Raw genomic sequence first — 22,328 nt, forward strand, 5'->3', positions numbered from 1 at the left:
TCAGCCCGAGCTGCCCGCGGTGACGAGCCGCCGGATGTCGGGCGAGAGGCTCTCGTACACCTTGTTCATGATCTTGCCCTGGGTGGCCTCGTCGACCACCTCCAGGACCACGCGGGCCAGGAACGCGGCCTTCTGCTCGTCCACGCCGCCCCGCTCGGCGACGCGCCGGATGAAGGCGTGCCGGTCGAAGCGCTCGCCGGTGCCCGCGCCGCCGTAGACCTCGGTGCGCCGCAGGTGCTCGCCGATCTCGTGGGGAAGCTGGGCGGCCAGGTTGTCGGCCAGCCCCTCGGGTACCCGCTCGCCCAGCGTCTCCAGGGTGGCGCGGCAGGCTCGTTCGGCGTGCCCGAGGTCGGGCAGCCTCGCCCGATTCTGTACGCGTCCGAGAAATTCGTCGTGCCTCATTTCGGCCCCTCCTTTCTGCAAAATCGTCCTCCGAGGCGCGTGCCCGGCTTGGGGCGGTCTTAACGTGTTCGCTCGAAGTCCAGCGCGTCCATCAGGTCGGCGGTGAGCGAGACGGGCTCCGGACACGCCCGGACCCGTACGGCCCCCTCTCCCGACAGGCACCACCGCCACCATCGCTCCAGTTCGGCGGGGTCGAGCAGGCGGGGCCCCTGGGCGTGCTCGGGCGGCGTGAGGACGGCGGGCCACGACCACGCGCGGGCCTGCGCCGTCACCTTGGCGCCGCCTGCGACGGGGTCGACGGCCAGCGCGGGCACCCGGTTCTTCAGCGCGAGCACCAGCCCGTGCATCCGGGTGGTGACCACCAGGTCGAGCCGGCGGACCGCGCTCTCCAGCTCAGCGGCGGTGGCGGCGAGCCGCCAGTCCCGCGGGTCCAGCCGGGTCTCCAGGGGCAGGCGGGCGCACTCGCGTTCGCCCAGCCAGCCGGTCAGCTCCTCCTCGACGCGTTCGTGCCGCCCGCGCGCGCCGTACTCGCGCTGCCGCCGGGCGAGCACCACCCCGACCACGGGGACCTCGGGGGTCTCGACGGACGCGGCCAGGTCGCACCGGGCGGGCTCGCCGGGCGCGTCCCTGGGGATCACGGCGTGGAACCCGGCGGCGGCCGGATCCGCGGGATCGATGACCGAGACGCCGACGGCCACCCGGCGGCACCGCGCGTACCGGCGGTGCAGCCCTTCGACCTGCTCGCCGCGCAGCGGACCGCACGCGAACACCAGGTGCGTGTAGCGCTCGGGCCGGGCCTGCTCGAGGGTGAGCGCGCCGGGCCGGAACACCGGGCTCCAGGCGATGTCGCAGGGCAGCCCGGCCTCGGTCAGCTGCCGCCGTACCGCCTCCAACGCCAGCACGTCCCCCGCGGTCGCCTCGCCGTGGACGAAACTGGGCCAACCCACCAGCAGTACACGCATGCGGCCGATCGTTCCCGCGGGCGGGGAACGAAACGCGCCGCCCCGGCCGGGCCGGCGCGCGGCCGGGCGGCCGGCGGGTCAGCGGGCGGCGGGCTTGGGCAGGGCGCAGCGGGCGGCGGTCAGGTCGACGTCGCCGCCGCCGAGGCAGCGGGCGAGCCGGTAGGTCTGCTGTCCGTAGTCGGCGCCCGGGCGGACCTTCACCTTCCCCGCGCCGTCGACCTCGCAGGGGTTGTTGAGGGTGCAGCGCTCGCCGTTCTCGTTGCCGGTGTTGTTGATCCCGATGACGTGGCCGGTGGCGGGGTCCACGAGGGGCGAGCCGGAGGTGCCGCCGACGGTGTCGCAGGTGGAGCTGTAGCGGATGGAGTCCCGCCAGGTCCACTCGGCCTCGCGGAGCCGGTGGACGAACCCGTCGATCTTGCAGGAGTAGATCTTGCGCCAGTAGCCGGAGACCACACGGATCTCGGTGCCGGCCCGCGGCCGCGACGGCGCCAGCCGCAGCGCGTGGACCCCGTACCGCTCGGCGAGCCTGCGGTAGGTGGTGCCGAGCCGGTACACCGCCACGTCGGTGTCGGTCATGGTGGCGTACTCGATCCGGTTGGCGCGCACGGTGCCCAGCGTGCGCTTCCCGGACCGGTCGAGCAGGGTGAACGTGCGCGTGGACGGCCGGTCGACGAACACCTGCCCGGCCTTGGGCATGCCGGTCTCCAGGCAGTGCCCGTTGGTGAGCACCAGGGCGGCGTCGGTGTCATGCGTGCGCGGCCCGCGCACCAGGGAGCCCGAGCAGTTGTCGAGCGCGACGACGCCGGTGAAGTCGACCTGCTCGGACCGCGCGGCCTTCTTGGGCCGCTCGACCTTCGCCGTCTTGACGGTCTTGACAATCTTGACGGTCTTGGTGGTCTTGGCGGTCTTCGCGCCGTCGGGCACGGGTCCGCCGGTGGCGAGGGCCTGGGGCGGCGAGATCTGCGCGTGGGCGGGCGCGGGCGCGGCGCCGCCCACGGCCGCGAGGGCGGCGGCGCAGGCGGCGACGGCGCGCGCGGCCCCGGTGAATCGACTGGTCATGCGGGCTCCTCTCAGACGGAACGGCACCGACAAGATCATCACTGTGCCGGATGTGAATGCCAAGGACTGTCGTGACCGGTGTGGCGCGAGGGCAAGCACTTTCGTCCGCGTCGGCCACCGGTGGCGGCGGTGCCCCCGCGCCGGTCATCACTCCACGTCGATCCAGCCGAAGGTGCGCTCGACGGCCTTCTTCCAGGCCGCGTAGGACTTCTCGCGCCTGTCGTCGTCCCACTGCGGCAGCCAGCGCCTGTCCTCGTTCCAGTTCTGGCGCAGCTCGTCGGTGTTCCGCCAGAACCCGACGGCGAGCCCGGCCGCGTAGGCGGCGCCGAGCGCGGTGGTCTCGGCGACGACCGGCCGCGACACCGGGACGCCGAGGATGTCGGCCTGCAGCTGCATGCACAGCTCGTTGGCGGTCACCCCGCCGTCCACCTTGAGCACGTCCAGCGACACACCGGAGTCCTCGCGCATCGCCTCCACCACGTCGCGCGACTGGTAGCAGATGGATTCGAGGGTGGCGCGGGCCAGGTGGGCGTTGGTGTTGTAGCGGGACAGGCCGACGATGGCGCCGCGGGCGTCGCTGCGCCAGTACGGGGCGAACAGCCCGGAGAAGGCGGGCACGAAGTAGACGCCGCCGTTGTCGTCGACCTGGCGGGCCAGCGCCTCGCTCTGCGCGGCGCCGGAGATGATGCCGAGCTGGTCGCGCAGCCACTGCACCGCCGACCCGGTGACGGCGATCGAGCCCTCCAGCGCGTACACCGGCTTGGACTCGCCGAACTTGTAGCAGACCGTCGTCAGCATCCCGGCCTTCGACCGCACCAGATCCTCCCCCGTGTTGAGCAGGAGGAAATTGCCGGTGCCGTAGGTGTTCTTGGCCTGGCCGGGCTCGAAGCACACCTGCCCGACGGTGGCGGCCTGCTGGTCGCCGAGGTCGCCGGTGAGGGGCACCTCGCCGTGCAGCGGCCCCTCGGCGCGGGTCACCCCGTACGGGTCGGGCGCCGACGACGGGCGGATCCGCGGCAGCATCGCCCTGGGTATGCCGAAGAACGACAGGAGCTGGTCGTCCCAGTCGAGGGTCTCCAGGTCCATGAGCATGGTGCGGCTGGCGTTGGTGACGTCGGTGACGTGCACGCCGCCGTCGCGTCCGCCGGTCAGGTTCCACAGCAGCCAGGCGTCGATGTTGCCGAACACCGCCTCGCCCGCCTCGGCGTCCCGGCGCACCCCCTCGACGTTCTCCAGGATCCACTGGATCTTGCCGCCGGAGAAGTAGGTGGCCGGGGGCAGCCCGGCACGGTGCCTGATCGTCTCGCCGCGCCCGTCGCGCTCCAGCGCCGCGGCGATGCGGTCGGTGCGGGTGTCCTGCCAGACGATCGCGTTGTAGTACGGCCGCCCGGTGCGGCGGTTCCACACCACCGTGGTCTCGCGCTGGTTGGTGATGCCCAGCGCGACCATGTCGCTCTTGTTCACCCCCGCCTTGTTGAGCGTCGTCTCGATGACGGCGCGGGTGCGCTCCCAGATCTCGGTGGGGTTGTGCTCGACCCAGCCCGCCCGCGGCAGGAGCTGCTGGTGCTCGAGCTGGTGCCGCGCGACCTCGTTGCCGCCGTGATCGAAGATCATGAACCTGGTGCTGGTGGTGCCCTGGTCAAGAGCCCCGACGACGTCCCCCATCAGGCCCTCCTCCCCCGGCGGGCGGACACGCTCCGCCCCCCGGCACTCGATTCCCCGCGTCGGAGCGGGCAGGCACTGGGCACCGAAGGCGCAGCCGGACGATCAGGGCGAGACATCGTATTCGGGCTTGCGGTCGGTGCCCTCGGCGCCGCGGCCCGCGGGCTGTGGCAGGTGGCGGCCGATGAGCAGGAGGTAGAGGGCGGCGCCGATGATCCCGCCCAGCAGCGGCCCCACGATCGGCACCCAGAAGTACAGGCCGCCGTACTGGTCGCGCCAGGCGCCGCCGTACCCGGTGAGGTACTGCGCCAGGCGCGGGCCGAAGTCGCGGGCGGGGTTGATCGCGTACCCGGCGTCCGTGCCCCAGGCCATGCCGATCGCGACCACCAGCAGGCCGATCACCACCGGGGTCAGGTTGGCCAGCGGCGGCAGGTTGCGCAGGTCGGTCAGGGCCAGGATGACGAACAGCAGGATCGCGGTGCCGATGATCTGGTCGCGGAAGCCGCCCCACAGGCCCACCGGCAGGGTGCCGTTGCCCGGCAGGGTGGAGAACACGAACTGGGTCTTGAGCGTGTGGCCGGGGTCGAAGCCGGCCAGCACCTCGCTGTAGTTCCACCGGACGAGCAGCGCGCCCACGAAGGCGCCGGCGGTCTGCGCGAGGATGTAGGGGGCGACCTTCCGCCAGGGGAACCCCTGGAAGACCGCGAGCGCGACGGTCACCGCCGGGTTGATGTGACCGCCGCTCAGGCGCGCCGACACGTAGACGCCGAGTGTGACGCCGATGCCCCAGGCCCAGGCGATGCTGTCGTGGCCGCCGAGTCCGCCCGCGACGACCTGGGCGACCACCCCCGCCCCGAAGAGGATGAGGATCATCGTCCCGGCGAACTCCGCGCTCATCTCCCCGGCGATCGGCGGAAGCCGCCACGACGGGAACGGGGATCGTCGCGCCATGGTCGCCTCCTCCTGCCGCGGCCGCGGTCACCGTCACCTGGCGTGAGCGACCTTCCAGGAAGAACGGGTATTCCCGTAACCTAGCGTGATAAGCGAGATGGCCGCCCGCGTTAGGGCGAGCACACTGCGCAGTTTCTTGACCGCCGTTGTAATGCTGCTTACATTCGAGGAACGCCCGGAGACCCCACCCGCCGCCCCTCGAGGAGGCAGCCGTGCGCCCTCCGCTTCCCGCCCCCTCCAGCGCCCCGCCCTCCCGCCGCGCGCCGCTCACCCTCCGGGCCCCGCTCCTGCTCCGCGCCACGCTCGCCGTGCTCCTCGCGGCCGTCGCGGCCGGCTGCGGCGGCTCGTCCGGCGACGGCGGCGGGCCCGTGCGGATCGGCCTGATCGTCTCGCTGACCGGCAACTACGCCCCGCTCGGCAGCGAGGACAAGAAGGCCGTCGACCTGGCCGTCGAGCAGGTCAACGCCGCGGGCGGGCTGCTGGGCCGCACGGTCGAGATCGTGTTCCGCGACGACCGGACCCAGCCCGACCAGGCCGTTCTGGCGTTCAACGCGATCAAGAACCGGGACCTGGCCGCGGTGATCGGACCGGTGTTCTCCAACTCCGCGCTGGCGGTCGAGCCGATCGCGCAGCGCGAGAGGATCCCCTACCAGTCGCTCGCCCCGGCCACCGAGCAGGTCGAGCCGATCAAGTCGTACGTGTTCGTCACCCCCGCGCTGTCGGCCATGTACGCCGAGCGCTACCTGCAGTACCTCCAGAGCCAGAGGATCGGCCGCATCGCGCTGGCGCACGACAGCAAGAGCGGCTACGCGGTGGCCGGGTACAAGGCCACGCTGCGGCTGGCGTCCAGGTACGGCGTACGGGTCGTCAGGGACGAGCCGTACGAGACCACCACCACCGACTTCAGCCCGATGTTCACCCGGATCCGCGGCTCGGGCGCCCAGGCGCTGCTGTTCTGGGGCACCGGCGCGCCCGGCGTCATCGTCACCAAGCAGTACGCCGCGTCCGGGCTGAGGATCCCGCTGATGCTGACGGGCAGCCAGGCCAGCAAACTGTGGCTCGATCCCGTGGGCGGGGCCGCCGAGGGCCTGACGGTGCAGAGCGCCATCGGCGTGGTCGGCGACCACCTGCCCGCCGGGCCGCAGAAGCAGGTGATCGACCGGCTCGCCGTGCCGTTCCGGCAGAAGTACGGCTACCCGCCGCCGCAGTTCGCCCAGGACGGCTACAGCGCGGCCATGCTGGTGTTCGAGGCGATCCGCAGGGCGGGCTCCACCGACGGCGAGAAGATCCAGAAGGCGATGGAGCGGATGGACCTGCTCACCCCCAACGGCCGGTTCCGCTACTCCCCCACCGACCACTCCGGCCTGTCCCCCGCCTACATCTCGGTCAACACCGTCAGGAACGGGCAGTTCGTGCCGACCGACTGGGCGCGGACGGAACTGGCCGAGACCGTCTCGCCGGGGTGACGGGTGCTGACGATCGAGGGCCTGTCGCGGCACTTCGGCGGCGTCTACGCCCTGCGCGACGTGGACATGGCCGTCGCGCGCGGTGAGCTGCGCGGCGTCATCGGCCCCAACGGCGCGGGCAAGTCGACGTTGTTCCACCTGATCGCCGGGCACCTGCGGGCCGACCACGGCGGTGTCACCTTCGCCGGACGGCGGCTGGACCGGCTGCCCGCGCACCGGCGCGCCGCGCTCGGCATCGCGATCGTGTTCCAGGAGGCCCGGGTGTTCCGCGGCATGACGGTGCGCGAGAACGTCATGGTCGGCGCGCACGCCGCCACCCGCGCCGGGTTCTGGACGGCGGCGCTGCGGCTGCCCGCGCACGCCCGCGAGGAACGCCTGATCCGTGCCCGGGCGGACGCGGCGCTGGCGCGCGTCGGGCTCGACGGCTGGGCCGACCGGCCCGCCGAGACGCTCCCACTGGGGCGGCAGCGTTCGCTGCAACTGGCCCGGGCCCTGTGCGCCGAGCCGCGGCTGCTGCTGCTCGACGAGCCCGCCTCCGGGCTGCGCGCCGCCGAGCGCGAGGCGCTCGCGGGGCTGATCGCCGACCTGCGCCGCACCGGTCTGACGATCATGCTGGTGGAGCACGACGTGGGCCTGGTGACCCGGCTGGCCGACCGGATCACCGTGCTGGACCTCGGCCGGGTCATCGCCGAGGGCACCCCCGAGCAGGTGCGCGGCGACCCCCGGGTGGTCGCCGCCTACCTCGGCGAGGAGGCCGGATCATGAGCATGGTCCGGGTCCGCGACCTGGTGGTGCGGTACGGGTCGGCGACCGCGCTGGACGGGGTGTCGCTGACGGTCGGCCGCGGTGAGATGGTGGCGCTCGTGGGGCCGAACGGCGCCGGCAAGTCGACCCTGGTGAACGCCCTGTCGGGCGTCGTGCGTCCCGCCTCGGGGACGGTGCGGGTCGCGGGGCGGCTCGCGCACGTCCCGGAGGGGCGCCGGCTGTTCCCGGACATGACGGTCGAGGACAACCTGCGGCTGGGCGGCTGGCGGTCGCGGTCGCGCGACCCGGCGGAGGTGTACGAGCTGCTGCCGGCCCTGGTGCGGCTGCGGTCGCGGCGCGCCGGGAGCCTGTCGGGCGGCGAGCAGCAGATGGTCGCGGTCGGGCGGGCGCTGATGGCGCGGCCCGAGGTGATCGCGGTGGACGAGCTGTCGCTCGGCCTGGCGCCGATGGTGGTCGCCGGCCTGGCCCGGCACCTGGCCGCGCTGAACGCCGGGCGCGGCACGGCGGTGCTGCTGATCGAGCAGAACGCGCGGCTGGCGTTCCGGCTGTGCTCGCGCGCGTACGTGCTGGAGGCCGGGCGTGTCGTCGCCGAGGGGCCGTGCGCCGAGCTGGCGCGCAGCCCGCGCGTCGCCGACGCCTACCTCGGCGGACCCGTGCGGGAGGCGCCGTGAGCGCGTTCCTCAGCTACCTGGTCAACGGGCTGGCGGTGGGCTGCGGGTTCGCGCTCGTCGGCAGCGGGCTGGTGGCGATCCACCGGGTGACGCGGGTGGTCAACTTCGCGCAGGGCACGTTCGCGGTGGTCGCCGGGCTGAGCGCCGCCTCGTTCCTGGAGCTGGGGCTGCCGCACGGCGCGGCGGAGGTCGTGGCGGTGGGCGTGGCGGCGGGCGCCGGGCTGCTGACCGGGTTCGTGGCGATCGGCCGGCGCGGCACCGACCCGCTGGCCTCGCTGATCGTCACGCTCGGGCTGGGCGTGCTCGCCTACGCCGTCGAGATCGTCGTCTGGGGCGACCAGCCGCGCTCGTTCGCCGGGGCGCCCGGATCGGTCACCGTCGCGGGCGCCACCGTGCAGTGGCAGTACCTGCTGGTCATCGCGGTCACGGCGGTGACGTTCGCGGCGCTGTGGCTGTTCTTCGCCCGCACCTATCCGGGCAAGGGCCTGACCGCGTGCGCGTCCGACCCGTACGCGGCGCGGCTGATCGGCATCGACGTGCGGCGCATGGGGCTGGTGGCGTTCGCGCTGGGCGGCCTGCTCGGCGGCGTCGCGGGCGTGCTCGTCACGCCGCTGCAGCCGATCTCGTTCGACTCGGACGTGACGCTGATCGTCAACGGGTTCGCGGCGGCGGTCTTCGGCGGGCTGTCGCGGCCGGTGGCGACGCTGGCGGGCGGCCTGCTGCTGGGCGTGGCCGAGGCCATGGTCGCCGGCTACCTCAAGGCGTCGTACCAGATCGAGGTCGCGCTCGGGCTGATGCTGGCGATCATGATCTGGCAGGCGACGCGGACCCCGGCGCTGCGCGAGGAGGCCATGTGAGCGAGCCGGAGCGGCGCGGCGGTGCCCGGACCGGGCGGCGCGCGAAAGGCGGCGCCGGGCACGAGCCGGGGAAGCGGGCGGGGAGCGCGGGGCTGTGGCAGGTGGCGGCGCTGGGGGCGGTCGCCATGGCGCTGGCGGCGCTGCTGGGCGAGGGGCAGCTGTCGGTGTTCATCCTGCTCGGCCTGGCGGCGATCGTCACGGTCGGGGTGTCCCTGCTCATGGGGTACGCCGGGCAGGTGTCGCTCGGGCAGGCCGCGTTCTACGCCGTCGGCGGCTACACGGCCGCGCTGCTGGGCGTGCACGGGCGGCCGCCGCTGCTCGGGCTGGTCGCGGCGCCGCTGGCCGCCGCCGCGTTCGCGGTGGTGATCGGCGTCCCGCTGCTGCGGCTGCGCGGCCACCACCTGGCGTTCGCCACGCTCGCCACGCAGCTGATCCTGCTGTCGCTGGCCGGGGAGATCGACGCGCTGGGCGGCAGCATCGGCCTGCAGGGCGTCCCGCGCCTGTCGGCCGGGCCGGTGGAGCTGGCCGGCGACCGGGGGTACGCGTTCCTCACCTGGGCGGCGCTGATCGTCGTGCTGCTGGTGACGCGCAACGTCATCGAGTCGCGGGCGGGACGCGGCCTGCGCGCGCTGGCCACCAGCGAGGTCGCGGCCGAGTCGGCGGGGGTGCCGGTGGGGCGCTACAAGCTGGCGGTGTTCACGCTGTCGGCGGCGTTCGCCGGGCTGGCGGGCGGCGTCTACGCGTTCTACGTCGGGTACGTGGCGCCCGGGTCGTTCCCGGTCCTGCTGTCGATCGAGTACGTGGTGATGGCGGTCGTGGGCGGGCTCGGCACGCTGTGGGGCCCGCTGGCCGGCGCGACGGCGGTCACGCTGCTGGTGCAGGTGCTCAACAACGTGGGAACGATGGAGGGCATGCCGGACTACGCGCCGAGCGTGCTGTCGTACGCGGTGTACTCGGTGCTGCTGATCGCGGTGGTGCTGTTCCTGCCCGGCGGGCTGGTGCCCGCGGTGCGCGACCGCCTGCGCCGCCCGCCCGCCGCACGGCCGGCCGCGGCGCCCGCCGGAGACGTCACGGGTCCCGCGGGCCGGGCTCCGGAGTCGCGACATGAGGCGCCTCGATGAACTCGATCGTCCCGTCGGCGATGCGGCGCGCCGCCGCCTGGTAGCGGGACCGCAGGTCGTGCAGCACCTCCTGGGCGCGCACCGCCGGCCAGTCGGCCGGCAGGTGCTCCACCGGCAGCCAGGGGTCGACCCGCACCAGCTGCAGCCACTCGGTGAGCATCCACAGGTAGCGGGCCAGGTCGTCGGGCGCCTGCGGCATCGGGTCGGCGCGGTCCCAGCGGTGCAGGAAGGCGCGGTATCCGGCGGCCAGCCCGTCCAGGTCGAACGCGTCGCGGATCATCCCCGGCACGTCGGTGGGCGCCTCGGCCGGGCCGCCGAACACCTTGACCCGCCCGTTGAGCCCGAGGCCCTCGATGACCGGGACGACGTCCACCCGCGACGGCGTCACCCACATGCCGTTGCCGAGCGGCCCGAACCCGGCCCAGATCAGCCGGGAGCGCAGGTCGTGCCGCTGCCGCTGCCACGACTCGGGCATGGAGAAGGCCAGCACCGTCCACTGCCCGTCCCAGGCGGTGTTGACCGCGCCGCGCTGCCAGACGCGGCGTTCGCCGTCGACCAGGATGCGCGCCGAACGCTCGGTCAGGCCGAAGTGCATGCGGCGGCCGCGCCGGTGACGGGCCAGCAGGTCGCGCCCGACCATGCGGGTGAGCGTGGAGCGGATGGCCTGCTCGCCCACGCCCAGCCGGTCGAACACCTCGATGAAGCTGCCGGAGAACACCGCGATGTCGCGCCGCAGCACGTAGTTGCCCAGGAACGTCAGCATGAGCGCCTGCGGCCGCAGCCGCGGCGGGGCGAGCCCGGGGTCGGTATCGAGCCCGGTGCCGGTCCCGGTGCCGTCGGTGGATTCCAGGTTCTGCGTGGACGCTCGCTCGCGCACCGGCCCGGCCCCCTGTCGCGATCTGAAGTTGGGCACATTATTGACGGTCGTCAATGCTACGCCTATGTTCGGGCTGTCGCCACCGGCTTCGCTCCGCCCCTGGGGGGACGATCATGCGCAACGAAGGACTCGGGTCGTGGCCGGCCCGCCGTGCCCGCAAGACCCCGAATCGCCCCGCCCTGGTCTACCAGGACCAGAGCCGCACGTACGCCGAGACGCACGAAAGGGTCACCCGGCTCGCGCACGTCCTGCGCGCCCTGGGCGTCCGGCGCGGCGACCGCGTCGCCTACCTCGGCCCCAACCACCCGGCCTTCCTGGAGACGCTGTTCGCCACCGGCGCGCTCGGCGGCGTGTTCGTCCCCCTCAACACCCGCCTGGCCGGACCGGAGATCGCCTACCAGCTGGCCGACTCGGGCGCGGGCGTGCTGGTGTACGCGCCCGGCCACGCCGCGCTGGTGGACGGCATCCGCGGCACCACCGGCGTGCGGGCGCACATCCCGCTGGAGGCGGCCGACGGCGGGTACGAGGAGCTGCTGGCCGCCGCGGCCACCGACCCGGTCGACGAGCCCGTCGGCCTGGACGACCCGTGCATGATCATGTACACGTCCGGCACCACCGGACGGCCCAAGGGCGCCACGCTCACCCACGGCAACATCACCTGGAACACCGTCAACGTCCTGATCGACCACGACCTGGTCGCCGGCGAGGTCGCGCTGGTGTCGGCGCCGCTGTTCCACACCGCCGGGCTGAACATGCTCACCCTGCCGGTGCTGCTGAAGGGCGGCTGCTGCGTGCTGGTCGAGCGGTTCGACCCCGACGCGGTGTTCGACCTCATCGAGCGGCACCGGGTCACGTTCATGTTCGGGGTGCCCACGATGTTCCAGCAGGTCGCCCGGTCGCCGCGGTGGCCGGCGGCGGACCTGTCGTCGCTGCGGCTGCTGACCTGCGGCGGCGCGCCCGTGCCGACGTCGCTGATCGCCGCCTACCAGGAGCGCGGGCTGACCTTCCTGCAGGGATACGGGATGACCGAGGCCTCGCCCGGGGTACTGTTCCTGGACGCGGCCCACGCGATCTCCAAGGCCGGGTCGGCGGGGGTGCCGCACTTCTTCAGCGACGTCAGGGTGGTGGGGCCGGACATGCGGGCGGTGCCGCCGGGCGAGACCGGCGAGGTCGTCGTCAAGGGCCCGCACGTCATGCCCGGCTACTGGGGCCTGCCGGAGGAGACCGCCGGCGTGTTCACCGACGGCTGGTTCCACAGCGGCGACGCCGCCCGCGTCGACGAGGACGGCTACGCCTACATCGTCGACCGGATCAAGGACATGATCGTCTCGGGCGGGGAGAACATCTACCCGGCCGAGGTCGAGAACGCCATCCTGGCCGACCCCGACGTGCTGGAGTGCGCGGTGATCGGCGTGCCCGACGACACGTGGGGCGAGGTCGGCCGCGCGATCGTCGTGCCGCGTCCCGGCTCCGCGCTGACCGCCGAGCGGGTGCTGGCGCCGCTGTCGGACCGGCTGGCCAAGTACAAGATCCCCAAGTCGGTGGTGTTCGCCGACGCCATCCCGCGCAACGCCGCGGGCAAGGTCCTCAAGGCCCGGCTGCGCGCCGAGCACGGCGCGGCCGGACCGGGGTCCGCCGCCCCCGCCTCCCGTCCCGCCGAGCAGGCTCCCCCGACGGAGCCGTGACCGCCCCTGGAGCCGCCGCCCATGAACGCCACCGGTCCCGCCCCGGCGCTCGCCGCCGCGTCCGCGCCCCGGCCGCGCACCGCCCCCGACGCCGACTCCGGGCGCCCGTCGGTCACCCGCCGGGTGCTCGGCATCCTGGACGCCTTCTCCCCCGAACGGCCCGTGCTGTCGCTGTCGGACATCAGCCGCCGCGCCGGGCTGCCGCCCGCCACCGCGCACCGGCTGATCGCCGAGCTGACCCGCTGGGGCGCCCTGGAACGCGACGAGAACGGCCTGTACCGCATCGGCCTGCGCCTGTGGGAGGTGGCGGCGCTGGCGCCGCGCGGGCAGGCGCTGCGCGAGGCGGCCATGCCGTTCCTGGAGGACCTGTACGAGGCGACGCACGAGAACGTGCAGCTGGCCGTGCTGGACGGGCTGGAGGTCGTCTACATCGAGCGCATCCGCGCCCGCAACGCGGTGCACGTGTTCACCCGTGTCGGCGGCCGCTGGCCCGCGCACGCGACCGGCGTGGGCCTGGCGCTGCTCGCGCACGCCGACCCCGAGCTGCAGGAACGGGCGATCGCCGGGCCGCTGCGGCGGTTCACGTCCAAGACCATCGGCTCGGGCGGCGAGCTGCGCCGCGTCCTGGCCGAGGTCCGCCGCACCGGCGTGGCGATCAGCGACGGGCAGGTGGAGCTGATCGCGCTGTCGGTGGCCGCGCCGGTCTACGGGCCGGACGACACCGTGGTCGCGGCCGTGTCGATCGTCGTGCCGTCGCACTCGTCCGACGCGCGCGCCCTCATCCCGGCGGTGCGCGCCAGCGCACGCGGAATCTCACGCGCGCTCGGCGCTCCGCGGGCGCTGCGCCGTCCCCCCAGCGCCACCGCCCGCACCTGAATCCGGGGGCGCCGCCCGGGATTTTCCGTTGGGCGGAATGGCGGTGGCCCGCCGGTGCGCGGGCTCGGGAAGGTCGGGTCATCGGTCCTGTCACGCGTCGAGGAGCACCCATGGCCTTCCCACGCAACCAGTGGTACGTCGCCGCGTACGGCTCGGAGGTCGGCGGCGGCCTGCTGGCCCGCACCATCTGCGGTGAGCCCATCGTCTTCTACCGCACCCGCGACGGGAAGCCCGTCGGGCTGGCGGACCGCTGCGTGCACCGGCGCTACCCGCTGTCGGCCAGCAACCGCGACGGCGACCGGATCGTCTGCGGCTACCACGGCTTCACCTACGACCCCGACGGCACCTGCGTCGCCGTGCCCGGGCAGCGCCGCGTGCCCCGCACCGCCCGCGTCCCCCGGTACAACGTCGTCGAGCAGGACTCGCTGATCTGGGTGTGGATCGGCGAGGACGACAAGGCCGACCCGACGGCGATCCCGCGCGCCCCCTGGCTCGACTCCCCCGACTACGTGACCGTGCGGGGCATGGAGCCGCTGGCCGCGCGCTACGAGCTGCTGGTCGACAACCTGCTGGACCTGTCGCACGAGACGTACCTGCACGGCGGCTACATCGGAACCCCCGAGGTGGCCGAGACTCCGATCACCACGGAGGTGGACGAGGAGGCGGGCGTCGTCTACGTCAGCCGCCGCATGAAGGACGCCGAGTGCCCGCCGTTCTACGCCAGGTCCACGGGCATCGACGGCCGCATCGACCGCTGGCAGGACATCGAGTACCACCCGCCGTGCCTGTACCTGCTGCACAGCCGGATCGCGCCGACCGGCGTAGAGCCGGGCCCGGACGGCGACGACCCCAGGGCCTGCCACGCCGAGATCGTGTACGCGATCACCCCGGAGACCGAGACCAGCACGCACGACTTCTGGATGGTCGCCCGCGACTTCGCGCTCGACGACGAGGAGGTGTCGCGGTTCCTGGCCGACAGCAACCGCACCGTCGTGCTCCAGGACGTCGAGGCGCTGAACCTGCTGGAGAAGGTCATCGCCGCCGAGCCCGAGGGCTACCAGGAGCTGAGCATCAACATCGACACCGGCGGGCTGGCCGCGCGCCGGATGCTGCAGCGGATGACGGCCCAGTGAGCGGCGGGAACAGCGGCAGGCTGCGCGTGGAGTGGACGCCCGGCTCCGACCGGCTGACCGGTGTCTGCTTCTGCGGCGCGCAACGGCAGGCCGACGATCCGGTGGAGATCTGGCGCTGGCTGCTGGCGCACCCGGACCACTACCGTCAGGACCCACAGGCCGCGTAACGGAAAGGAGACCCCCATGAGCCTTCTCCGCGACACCCCGCCGTTCCGCGCCGACCACGTCGGCAGCCTGCTGCGCCCCGAACCGCTGCTGAAGGCCCGCGCGGACTTCGCCGCCGGCCGGATCAAGGCCGAGGACCTGCGGCGGGCCGAGGACGAGGCGATCCGGTCGGTGGTCGAGGCCCAGCGGGCGGCCGGGCTGCGCACCGTCACCGACGGCGAGTTCCGCCGGGCCGCCTGGCACATGGACTTCATCTACCGGCTCGGCGGCGTCGCCCCGGCCGACGAGAAGATCAACGTGCGGTTCCGCAACGAGGCCGGCGACATCGAGTTCTCCACGGCGGCGCTGCGGGTGCACGACCGGGTGCGCCTGCAGGAGACGATCTTCGCCGACGACTTCGCGTTCCTGAGGGAGGCGGCCGAGGGCACCGGGCTGACCCCCAAGCTGACCATCCCGTCGCCCAACATGGTCCACTACCGGGGCGGCCCCGCCGCGATCGACCCGGACGTCTACCCCGACGTCGAGGAGTTCTGGTCCGACCTGGCCGCCGCCTACGCCGAGCAGGTGCGGCGGATCGCCGAGCTGGGCTGCACGTACCTGCAGTTCGACGACACCAGCCTGGCCTACCTCAACGACCCCGAGCAGCGGCGCATGATCCGGGAGCGGGGCGACGACGCCGAGCACCTGCACCTGCGCTACATCCAGCAGATCAACGGGGCGCTGGCGAACAGGCCGGAGGGGTTGTTCGTCACCACGCACATGTGCCGGGGCAACTTCCGCTCCTCGTGGACGGCGGAGGGCGGCTACGACTTCGTGGCCGAGGCGCTGTTCGGCGAGCTGGCGGTGGACGGCTTCTTCCTGGAGTACGACGACCACCGCTCGGGCGGCTTCGAGCCGCTGCGGTTCGTCCCCAAGGGCAAGATGGTCGTGCTGGGGCTGGTCACCACCAAGCGGGGCGCGCTGGAGTCCAAGGACGACCTCAAGCGCCGCATCGAGGAGGCGTCCCGCCACGTGCCGGTCGAGCAGCTGTGCCTGTCGCCGCAGTGCGGCTTCTCCTCCACCGTCGAGGGCAACGTCCTCACGCACGACGAGCAGATGGCCAAGCTGCGGCTGATCGTGGAGACGGCCGAGGAGGTCTGGGGCTGAGCCGGTGGAACACCCCGGAGATCGGTTAGGTTAGGTTTACCTAAGCGAACTTTCGGAGGTATGCCGGATGGCGACGGAACGACGTGGGGAACCGGAGGGGCGGCCCGCCCGGGAGGGCGACGGGCGGCGCCGGCGGATCGCGCACCGCGGCACGGTGGTCCGCACCCAGTGGATCACCCCGCACATGATCCGCGTGGTGCTCGGCGGCGAGGGGCTGGCCCGGTTCGCGGCGGGCGAGTTCACCGACCACTACGTCAAGCTGCTGTTCCCCCCGCCCGGCGTCGTCTACCCCGAGCCGTTCGACATGGAGGAGATCCGCGCCCGGCTGCCGCGCGAGCAGTGGCCGAGCACCCGCACCTACACCGTCCGCGCCTGGGACCCGGACGCCCGTGAGCTGACGATCGACTTCGTCCACCACGGCGACCGGGGCCTGGCCGGGCCGTGGGCGGCGAACGCGCGGCCGGGCGACGAGATCCGGTTCTTCGGGCCGGGCGGCGCGTACGCGCCGAGCCCCGAGGCGGGCTGGCACCTGCTGGCGGGCGACGAGAGCGCGCTGCCCGCGATCGCCGCCTCGCTGGAACGGGTGCCGCGGGGCGCGCCCACGCGCGTGTTCATCGAGGTGGACGGGCCCGCCGAGGAGCAGGAGCTGACCACCCCCGGCGACGCGCGGATCGAGTGGCTGCACCGCGGCGGCGGCGAGGTCGGGCAGGCGCTGGTGCGGGCGGTGCGCGCCCTGGACTTCCCCGGCGACCAAGTCCACGCGTTCGTGCACGGCGAGGCGCAGTTCGTCCGCGACCTGCGCCGTCACCTGCGGGTCGAGCGCGGCATCCCGCTGGAGCGGCTGTCGATCTCCGGCTACTGGCGGCGCGGCCGCGACGAGGACGGCTGGCAGTCGTCCAAGCGCGACTGGAACCGCCGGATCGAGGAGGAAGAGGCCGAGGCCCTGGCGTCGTCGTAAGCCCGCCGCCCCGGTGACCCGTCAGGCCGTGGCCTCGCCGGTCTCCTCGGGTGCGGCGACGGCGGCCCCGGGGCCGGGGTCGTCGGCGAAGCCGGGCAGCCAGCGCAGCGCCTCGGCGCGGAAGTCGCCCTCGGCCTCCAGCTGGCACAGCACGCCGCCGCATCCGCCCAGGGCGCGGCTGACGGCCAGGTACTGCGGGGGCAGCCGCAGGTGCCGGGCCAGGCCGCCCGGCCGCAGGTCGGTGGCCAGGCCCATGCCCCGCGCGGTCTCGCGGCGCAGCCATTCGCGGCTGTAGCGGAACCGCTCGACGGTGAACGGCGCCGCGTGCGGGGCGATCAGGGCACGGAGCTGTTCGGGGTCCACCTCGGCGTCCGGGTCCAGGAAGCCCTCGGCGCGGGCGTTGGCGACCATCTCCTCGGCGTCGCCGAGGGTGCCGATGCGCAGCATCCGGCCGAGCGACCACTGCAGCTCGGCGGGCACGCGGGCGGCGCCGCCGAAGTCCAGCACGCCGAGCCTGCCGTCGTCCAGCAGCCGGAAGTTGCCCGGGTGCGGATCGATGTGGATCATCTCGCAGCGGGCGGGGCCGGACAGGATGAACCGGAACAGCAGCAGCCCGGCGCGGTCGCGCTCCTCCTGGGTGCCGTCCGCGATGACCCGTGCCAGCGGCGTGCCCTCCACCCACTCGGTCACCAGCACGTTTCCGGACTGCGCCACGACGGCGGGCACCACGAAGTCGGGATCGCCCGCGTAGGCGCGGTGGAAGGCGGTCTGGGCGCGGGCCTCGTCGCGGTAGTCCAGCTCCTTCTCCAGCCGCCGCTTCAGGTCGGCGACCAGCGGCTTGACCTCCACGCCGGGGAACAGCGGCGTGATCAGCCGGCTCAGCCGGGCGATCTGGTTGAAGTCGCTCATCAGCGCCTGCCCGGCGCCCGGGTACTGCACCTTCACGGCCACGGCGCGCCCGTCGTGCCACACGGCCCGGTGCACCTGGCCGATGGAGGCGGCCGCCGCGGGACGGTCGTCGAACTCGGCGAACAGCTCCCGCCAGTCCTCGCCCAGGCCGTCGGCCATGACGCGGTGCGCGGTCGCGGCGGGCATCGGCGGAGCGGCCTCCTGCAGCCGGGTCAGGCTGGCGCGGAACGGCCCGGCCACCTCCTCCGGCAGTCCCGCCTCGAAGATCGACAGCAGCTGGCCGACCTTCATGGCGCCGCCCTTGAGCTCGCCGAGCACGCTGAACAGCTGCTCGGCGGTGCGCCGCTGCACCTCCAGGGCGACCGCCTCGGCGGGGCGGCCGATCGTCCGCTTGCCCAGGCCGAGGGCGGTGCGGCCGGCGAAACCGAGGGGGAGGGTGGCCAGCTTGGCGGTCCGGCTCACCGCCCGACGGGGGATGTCGCTCACTGTGGGGACCGTCCTGCCTGTCGACACCGGTTTTTCCGGCTTGAACGGTATAAACGGTATCTCCCGCCATGCCTGTTCCGCCCATCGCTTGACGGCCGCCCCCGGCCGGACCACCATGGCGCATGGATGTGAGACACATCACCGTTGTGTCTCGTTCAGTGGCGGAGGGGGCGTCCGGCGCGGCGATGAACGGCACCACGGCGGCGTTGCTGGCGGTCTGCCTCTACTACGTGGGCGCGGGCCTGCTGAAGTCCGCAGGGGCGCGGATGGAACCGCTGCGCGGCGACCGTCCCGGGCACCTGCTGGTCCAGGTGACCCGCTCGGGCCGATGGCTGACCGGCGTGGTGGTGTTCGCGGTCGGCGTGGAGCTGCAGCTGATCGCGTTCGCCGAGCTGCCGCTCGGGCTGGCGCAGCCGCTGTTCTCGGCGTCGCTGGTGGTCCTGCTGGGCATCGCGGTGTGCTGCTTCGGTGAGCGGCCCACGCCGCGCGAATGGCTGGGCCTGGCGGTGTTCGCGGCCGGGACGCTGCTGATCGCCGTGTCCATGCGCCTGGACGGGGGCGACATCGGCACCGCGCCGTCCGGCGTGCTGCTGTGCGCGGTGACGGTGCCGTCCCTGGTGCTGCCGATCGCGCTGTTCTCGTGGGGCGACCGGCGCCGCCCGCCCCGGCACGCCCGTCCCCTGGCGGGCGTGGAGTACGGCGTCAGCTGCGGCATCCTCGTCGGCGCGGTGGAGGTCACGGTCAAGGGCCTGACCCTGGTGAGCGTCCAGCCGGGGCCGCAGGTGCTGCTGACCACGCCGTACCCGTACCTGATCGGCGTGGCCGTGATCCTGGCCATGGCGCAGGGCACCATCGCGCTGCAGCGCTGCCGCCTGGCGGTGTGCGTGTCGGTCTGCACGATCGTCGCCAAGACGTACCTGATCGTCGTCGGCAGCCTGCTGTACGGGGGCGACTGGCCCGCCGACCCCCTGTTCGGGGTGCCGCGCATCCTGGGCATCGGCCTGGCCGCCTCGGCGCTGCTGGCGTTCCCGCGTTACGAGCCGGCCGCGCCGCGCCCCGGCCGCCCGTCGCCGCGGCCGCCGGCTTCGGGGCCTCCGCCGGCCGGGCCGGACGGGCGCAGCAGCAGCTCGATGACCTCCAACGCGGTGTCGATCTCGGGACGGGTACCGCCCAGGTAGTGCGCGTACATGAACGCGTCCGCCACCCGCACGATCGCCTGCGCCAGGGTGCGCGTGGGCAGCTCGACGCGCAGCTCGCCCAGGTCGATCTGCCGCTGCAGCTCGGCCGCCAGCAGCGCGGTCGCCCGGTCCTCGATGGCGCCGGGCATGGTGGCCAGCCGCACGAACAGGCGCGGCTCGCGCTCGGTGAACGCCTTGAGCGGCGCGGCGTCCACCACCGCGCGCATGAACCTCTCGGCCACGGCCAGCACCCGGTCGGGTCCGGACCCCGCGACGCCGCGCGCGGCCGCGTGGTAGGTGCGTTCGGTCATGTCCGCCAGCACCGTGGCCAGCAGCCGCTCCCGGCTGCCCACCCACCGGTAGAGCGTGGCGCGGCCGACGCCGAGCTCGGCGGCCAGGGCCGACATGTCGATCGGGGCGCCGGCGAGGTAGCGCGCGGTCGCCGCGGCGACCGCGTCCGCCGGGCCGGTCGCCCTGCGGCCCGGGTCGTCGCGGTCCCGCCGCACCCCGTGCATCCGTTCAGAATCGCACACTCGCCCGCGGCCTTCACCGCGTCCGCACATCACCCCGACCGGCCTGGTCAGGACGCCGGGAGATCGCGGCGGTGGCGGCGTGGGGGGCGTCAGGACGGCCGGGAGAGGTCGACGTCGGTCTCCAGGCCGTGCCGCCGGACGTGCTCGCGCAGCCGGCCCCCGGCCAGCGCGTCGAACAACTCCTTGCCGCGCTGCCGGTCGGGCAGCAGGACGTTCTGCCCGCCGATCCACGCCGACGGCCCGGTCGGCAGCGTCACGAAGGTGACCCGGTCGGGACCGATCCGTGCCAGCCGCATCGCCAGGGAGCGCAGCGTGCCGAAACCGGTCCGGGCGTCGACCGCGACCGACTCGCTGGCCGCGCGCAGGAACGCGTCGAGCTTGACCGGGTTGCTCAGCGTGCCGCCGTCGATCGCCTTGTCGGCCATGGCCCGGAGGAAGGCGTGCTGCCGCTTGACCCGGTCGAGGTCGCTGCCGGACAGGCCCTTGCGCTCGCGGACGAACCGCAGCGCCTTCGCGCCGTCCAGGTGGTTGCGGCCCGCGGGCCAGGACCAGCCGTTGCTCGGGTCGTGGATCGGCGCGTCCAGGTAGACGTCCACGCCGCCGAGCGCGTCGGTCATCCGCGCGAACCCGGCGAAGTCGACGGCGACCACGTGGTCGAGGCGGACCCCCGCCATGCGCTGCACGGTCTGCGCCAGCAGCGGCGGCCCGCCGTGTGCGAACGCCGCGTTGATCTTGGCTCGCGGATACCCGGGGATGTCGGTCCACAGGTCCCGCGGGATCGAGATGACGTAGGCGTGCCGCCCGTCCGGCGGCAGATGCAGCAGCATGATCGTGTCGGCGCGTGCCCGTCCCCCGGGCCGCCACTTGTCCCGCGCGGGGACGCCGCGCAGGTCCGAGCCGAGCAGCAGCCAGTTCTGCCCGGGTTCGTCGGCGGCGGCCGGCCGCGCCGCGTGGCTCGGCAGCGCCTCGGGCAGCCGCTGGATGCGCCGGTCGTAGCTGTCGGCGCGCCACACCGCCACCCCGAAGGCCACCACGGCCAGCACCGTCGCCGCCACGCCCAGGCGCACCAGCACACGCCGGAGGCGCCCGCCGCCCGCACGCCGGCTCCATGACTTCATGGCAGGGGTCACCTCCGCAGCGGCCCGTCCCGTCCGCGACGCCGGGGTGTCTCCACCCGGTCCAACGCATGATCACCCACCCCGGTTCCCCGCCACGGCCCGCTATAACGCCCGTCATATCGCGCGTCCACCCCCGACACCCCCCAAACCGGTACAGCCGTTTTCGGCGATCCGGTCGATCAGTCCGGCCAGGAGCGCGGTGCGCGGCACGACGGAGGCGAGGTCGAGCCATTCGCCGGGCGAATGGTGGGCGCCGCCGACCGGCCCCAGGCCGTCCAGGACGGCCGTGCCGGACGCCGCGACGATGTTGGCGCCGGAGCCGCCGGCGGCGACGCCGGCCCGCACGTGCAGGCCCAGTTCGAGGCCCACGCGGCGGGCGGTCTCGACCAGCGCGGCGGTACGCGGGCCGCCCTCCCACGGCGGCACGGGGGCGTGCTGGATGACCTCGGCCGTCACCCCGGCGACGCCGTGACCGCGGGCCAGGCGGCGGATGTGGCCCAGGACGGCGTCGAAGTCGGCCACGCGGTCGGCGCGCACGTCGACGACGAGGCGGGCCGACTCGGCGACCACGCCGGGCGCCGTGCCCGCCCGCAGCACCCCGACGTGGACGCGCACCCCCGGACGGCCGCGGTCCAGCTCCTGGAGGGCGACGGTCAGCCGGGCCGCGGCCAGGGCGGCGTCGGCGCCCCGTTCGGCGTCGGCGCCCGCGTGCGCCGCCCGCCCGCGCAGGACGATCTCCACGTCCGCGCCCCCCTTCCGGGCGGCGACCACGGCGCCGTCCGGGCGGGCGCACCGCAGGCACAGCGCCGCCGCCGCGCCATGGGCCTCGCGCCGCAGCACCGCCCGGCCCAGCGGGGAGCCGGTCTCCTCGTCCGGCGAGCACACCAGCGTCACCTCGCCGTAGCGTTCGGCGCCGAGCAGGATCAGCGCCTCGACGGCGGCCAGGCCCGCCAGCAGGCCGCCCTTGCCGGCGCAGACGCCGGGGCCGTACGCGCGGTCGCCGTCGACGCGCAACGGCCGCTCGGCCGCCGTTCCGGCGGGGAAGACGGTGTCCATGTGGCCGGTCAGCAGGATCTTGCGGCGGCCGGCGCCGCCGCGGCGGGCGACCAGGGCCGCCCGCCCGTCGCCCAGCCGGACCGGTTCCAGCCGCATCCCCGCGTCGCGGGCATACCCGGCGACCAGCCCGGCCACCCGGTTCACGCCCGCCACGTCGGCGCTGCCACTGTCGACCGCGACCAGCTCGGCCAGCCTGGCGGCATAGCGTTCGAGGCCGTGCGCGGCGGCAGCCGTGAGCGCCGTCGCGTCCGGGCCGGGCGCGCCGGCACGCGGCCGCGCCGTCCCCGTCGTC

At 74.1% G+C, this 22,328-nt stretch carries 21 protein-coding genes; 11 read left to right on the forward strand and 10 right to left on the reverse strand.

All coding sequences use genetic code 11. The annotated features are described in order from the left end of the window. The 5 genes from ABZ801_RS32000 to ABZ801_RS32020 all read right to left on the reverse strand — a co-directional run bounded on the left by ABZ801_RS32000 (window position 1) and on the right by ABZ801_RS32020 (window position 5,036). Window positions 1-402, reverse strand: a complete 402-nt coding sequence (locus ABZ801_RS32000) for a DUF2267 domain-containing protein (RefSeq protein WP_360704992.1) — start codon at window positions 400-402, stop codon at window positions 1-3. Between the two features lie 59 nt (window positions 403-461). Further along, window positions 462-1,364: a polysaccharide pyruvyl transferase family protein gene (locus ABZ801_RS32005; protein WP_344956750.1), complete on the reverse strand. Its 903-nt coding sequence runs from the start codon at window positions 1,362-1,364 to the stop codon at window positions 462-464. A gap of 78 nt (window positions 1,365-1,442) precedes the next feature. Next, window positions 1,443-2,423 carry a serine protease gene (locus ABZ801_RS32010; RefSeq protein WP_360704995.1) on the reverse strand — a complete coding sequence of 327 codons (981 nt, stop codon included), beginning with the start codon at window positions 2,421-2,423 and terminating at the stop codon, window positions 1,443-1,445. Between the two features lie 147 nt (window positions 2,424-2,570). Further along, window positions 2,571-4,088, reverse strand: a complete 1,518-nt coding sequence (gene glpK, locus ABZ801_RS32015; protein ID WP_360704998.1) for a glycerol kinase GlpK — start codon at window positions 4,086-4,088, stop codon at window positions 2,571-2,573. 102 nt (window positions 4,089-4,190) lie between these two features. Next, window positions 4,191-5,036: an MIP/aquaporin family protein gene (locus ABZ801_RS32020; RefSeq protein ID WP_360705001.1), complete on the reverse strand. Its 846-nt coding sequence runs from the start codon at window positions 5,034-5,036 to the stop codon at window positions 4,191-4,193. 212 nt (window positions 5,037-5,248) lie between these two features. On the opposite strand from ABZ801_RS32020, the gene ABZ801_RS32025 reads away from it, so the two are divergent. From ABZ801_RS32025 to ABZ801_RS32045, 5 genes are read left to right on the forward strand one after another with little or no spacing between them, the layout of a single operon-like run. Then, on the forward strand, window positions 5,249-6,502 hold the full coding sequence (locus ABZ801_RS32025; RefSeq protein ID WP_360705004.1) for an ABC transporter substrate-binding protein: 1,254 nt from the start codon (window positions 5,249-5,251) through the stop codon (window positions 6,500-6,502). 3 nt (window positions 6,503-6,505) lie between these two features. Further along, window positions 6,506-7,267, forward strand: a complete 762-nt coding sequence (locus tag ABZ801_RS32030; RefSeq protein WP_344956742.1) for an ABC transporter ATP-binding protein — start codon at window positions 6,506-6,508, stop codon at window positions 7,265-7,267. Then, entirely contained in the window at window positions 7,264-7,938 is a 675-nt protein-coding gene (locus tag ABZ801_RS32035) for an ABC transporter ATP-binding protein (protein WP_360705006.1), read from the forward strand. Before ABZ801_RS32030 ends, ABZ801_RS32035 begins: the two co-directional genes overlap by 4 nt. After that, window positions 7,935-8,795 carry a branched-chain amino acid ABC transporter permease gene (locus tag ABZ801_RS32040; protein WP_360705009.1) on the forward strand — a complete coding sequence of 287 codons (861 nt, stop codon included), beginning with the start codon at window positions 7,935-7,937 and terminating at the stop codon, window positions 8,793-8,795. Before ABZ801_RS32035 ends, ABZ801_RS32040 begins: the two co-directional genes overlap by 4 nt. Next, window positions 8,792-9,916, forward strand: coding sequence for a branched-chain amino acid ABC transporter permease (locus tag ABZ801_RS32045; RefSeq protein WP_360705012.1), 1,125 nt, complete (start codon window positions 8,792-8,794; stop codon window positions 9,914-9,916). Before ABZ801_RS32040 ends, ABZ801_RS32045 begins: the two co-directional genes overlap by 4 nt. On the opposite strand, the gene ABZ801_RS32050 is transcribed toward ABZ801_RS32045, so the two are convergent. Beyond that, window positions 9,864-10,793 (reverse strand): PaaX family transcriptional regulator C-terminal domain-containing protein, encoded by a 930-nt coding sequence (locus ABZ801_RS32050; RefSeq protein WP_360705014.1) that lies wholly within the window; start codon window positions 10,791-10,793, stop codon window positions 9,864-9,866. The two genes, ABZ801_RS32045 and ABZ801_RS32050, sit on opposite strands and share 53 nt — an antisense overlap. A 113-nt stretch (window positions 10,794-10,906) precedes the next feature. On the opposite strand from ABZ801_RS32050, the gene ABZ801_RS32055 reads away from it, so the two are divergent. From ABZ801_RS32055 to ABZ801_RS32080, 6 genes are all read left to right on the forward strand, one after another. Next, window positions 10,907-12,478, forward strand: a complete 1,572-nt coding sequence (locus tag ABZ801_RS32055; protein WP_360705017.1) for a long-chain fatty acid--CoA ligase — start codon at window positions 10,907-10,909, stop codon at window positions 12,476-12,478. Between the two features lie 21 nt (window positions 12,479-12,499). Next, window positions 12,500-13,354 carry an IclR family transcriptional regulator gene (locus ABZ801_RS32060; protein WP_344956734.1) on the forward strand — a complete coding sequence of 285 codons (855 nt, stop codon included), beginning with the start codon at window positions 12,500-12,502 and terminating at the stop codon, window positions 13,352-13,354. 110 nt (window positions 13,355-13,464) lie between these two features. Beyond that, window positions 13,465-14,487 carry an aromatic ring-hydroxylating dioxygenase subunit alpha gene (locus tag ABZ801_RS32065; RefSeq protein ID WP_360705020.1) on the forward strand — a complete coding sequence of 341 codons (1,023 nt, stop codon included), beginning with the start codon at window positions 13,465-13,467 and terminating at the stop codon, window positions 14,485-14,487. Further along, entirely contained in the window at window positions 14,484-14,654 is a 171-nt protein-coding gene (locus ABZ801_RS32070) for a hypothetical protein (protein WP_344956731.1), read from the forward strand. Before ABZ801_RS32065 ends, ABZ801_RS32070 begins: the two co-directional genes overlap by 4 nt. A gap of 16 nt (window positions 14,655-14,670) precedes the next feature. Continuing rightward, entirely contained in the window at window positions 14,671-15,798 is a 1,128-nt protein-coding gene (locus ABZ801_RS32075; protein ID WP_360705023.1) for a 5-methyltetrahydropteroyltriglutamate--homocysteine S-methyltransferase, read from the forward strand. Between the two features lie 67 nt (window positions 15,799-15,865). Further along, entirely contained in the window at window positions 15,866-16,756 is an 891-nt protein-coding gene (locus ABZ801_RS32080) for a siderophore-interacting protein (RefSeq protein WP_360705026.1), read from the forward strand. A gap of 21 nt (window positions 16,757-16,777) precedes the next feature. On the opposite strand, the gene ABZ801_RS32085 is transcribed toward ABZ801_RS32080, so the two are convergent. The 4 genes from ABZ801_RS32085 to ABZ801_RS32100 form a co-directional block, all read right to left on the reverse strand. Beyond that, window positions 16,778-18,151 (reverse strand): AarF/ABC1/UbiB kinase family protein, encoded by a 1,374-nt coding sequence (locus ABZ801_RS32085; protein ID WP_344956725.1) that lies wholly within the window; start codon window positions 18,149-18,151, stop codon window positions 16,778-16,780. Between the two features lie 1,033 nt (window positions 18,152-19,184). After that, window positions 19,185-19,844 (reverse strand): QsdR family transcriptional regulator, encoded by a 660-nt coding sequence (locus ABZ801_RS32090; RefSeq protein ID WP_344956723.1) that lies wholly within the window; start codon window positions 19,842-19,844, stop codon window positions 19,185-19,187. Between the two features lie 107 nt (window positions 19,845-19,951). Continuing rightward, entirely contained in the window at window positions 19,952-20,980 is a 1,029-nt protein-coding gene (locus ABZ801_RS32095; RefSeq protein WP_360705030.1) for an LCP family protein, read from the reverse strand. Between the two features lie 114 nt (window positions 20,981-21,094). Beyond that, window positions 21,095-22,328: M20/M25/M40 family metallo-hydrolase (locus ABZ801_RS32100; RefSeq protein WP_360705033.1), on the reverse strand; the 1,234-nt coding region annotated here is incomplete at its 5' end.

The organism is Actinomadura sp. NPDC047616 (assembly GCF_040642915.1).
Lineage (GTDB): Bacteria > Actinomycetota > Actinomycetes > Streptosporangiales > Streptosporangiaceae > Spirillospora > Spirillospora miaoliensis.

Excerpts from the sequence above, each read along its gene's own strand:
- ABZ801_RS32000 (WP_360704992.1), bottom strand. The coding sequence starts at position 402 with ATGAGGCACGACGAATTTCTCGGACGCGTACAGAATCGGGCGAGGCTG.
- ABZ801_RS32005 (WP_344956750.1), bottom strand. The coding sequence starts at position 1,364 with ATGCGTGTACTGCTGGTGGGTTGGCCCAGTTTCGTCCACGGCGAGGCG.
- ABZ801_RS32010 (WP_360704995.1), bottom strand. The coding sequence starts at position 2,423 with ATGACCAGTCGATTCACCGGGGCCGCGCGCGCCGTCGCCGCCTGCGCC.
- glpK (WP_360704998.1), bottom strand. The coding sequence starts at position 4,088 with ATGGGGGACGTCGTCGGGGCTCTTGACCAGGGCACCACCAGCACCAGG.
- ABZ801_RS32020 (WP_360705001.1), bottom strand. The coding sequence starts at position 5,036 with ATGGCGCGACGATCCCCGTTCCCGTCGTGGCGGCTTCCGCCGATCGCC.
- ABZ801_RS32035 (WP_360705006.1), top strand. The coding sequence starts at position 7,264 with ATGAGCATGGTCCGGGTCCGCGACCTGGTGGTGCGGTACGGGTCGGCG.
- ABZ801_RS32055 (WP_360705017.1), top strand. The coding sequence starts at position 10,907 with ATGCGCAACGAAGGACTCGGGTCGTGGCCGGCCCGCCGTGCCCGCAAG.
- ABZ801_RS32060 (WP_344956734.1), top strand. The coding sequence starts at position 12,500 with ATGAACGCCACCGGTCCCGCCCCGGCGCTCGCCGCCGCGTCCGCGCCC.
- ABZ801_RS32065 (WP_360705020.1), top strand. The coding sequence starts at position 13,465 with ATGGCCTTCCCACGCAACCAGTGGTACGTCGCCGCGTACGGCTCGGAG.
- ABZ801_RS32075 (WP_360705023.1), top strand. The coding sequence starts at position 14,671 with ATGAGCCTTCTCCGCGACACCCCGCCGTTCCGCGCCGACCACGTCGGC.
- ABZ801_RS32080 (WP_360705026.1), top strand. The coding sequence starts at position 15,866 with ATGGCGACGGAACGACGTGGGGAACCGGAGGGGCGGCCCGCCCGGGAG.
- ABZ801_RS32090 (WP_344956723.1), bottom strand. The coding sequence starts at position 19,844 with ATGCACGGGGTGCGGCGGGACCGCGACGACCCGGGCCGCAGGGCGACC.
- ABZ801_RS32095 (WP_360705030.1), bottom strand. The coding sequence starts at position 20,980 with ATGAAGTCATGGAGCCGGCGTGCGGGCGGCGGGCGCCTCCGGCGTGTG.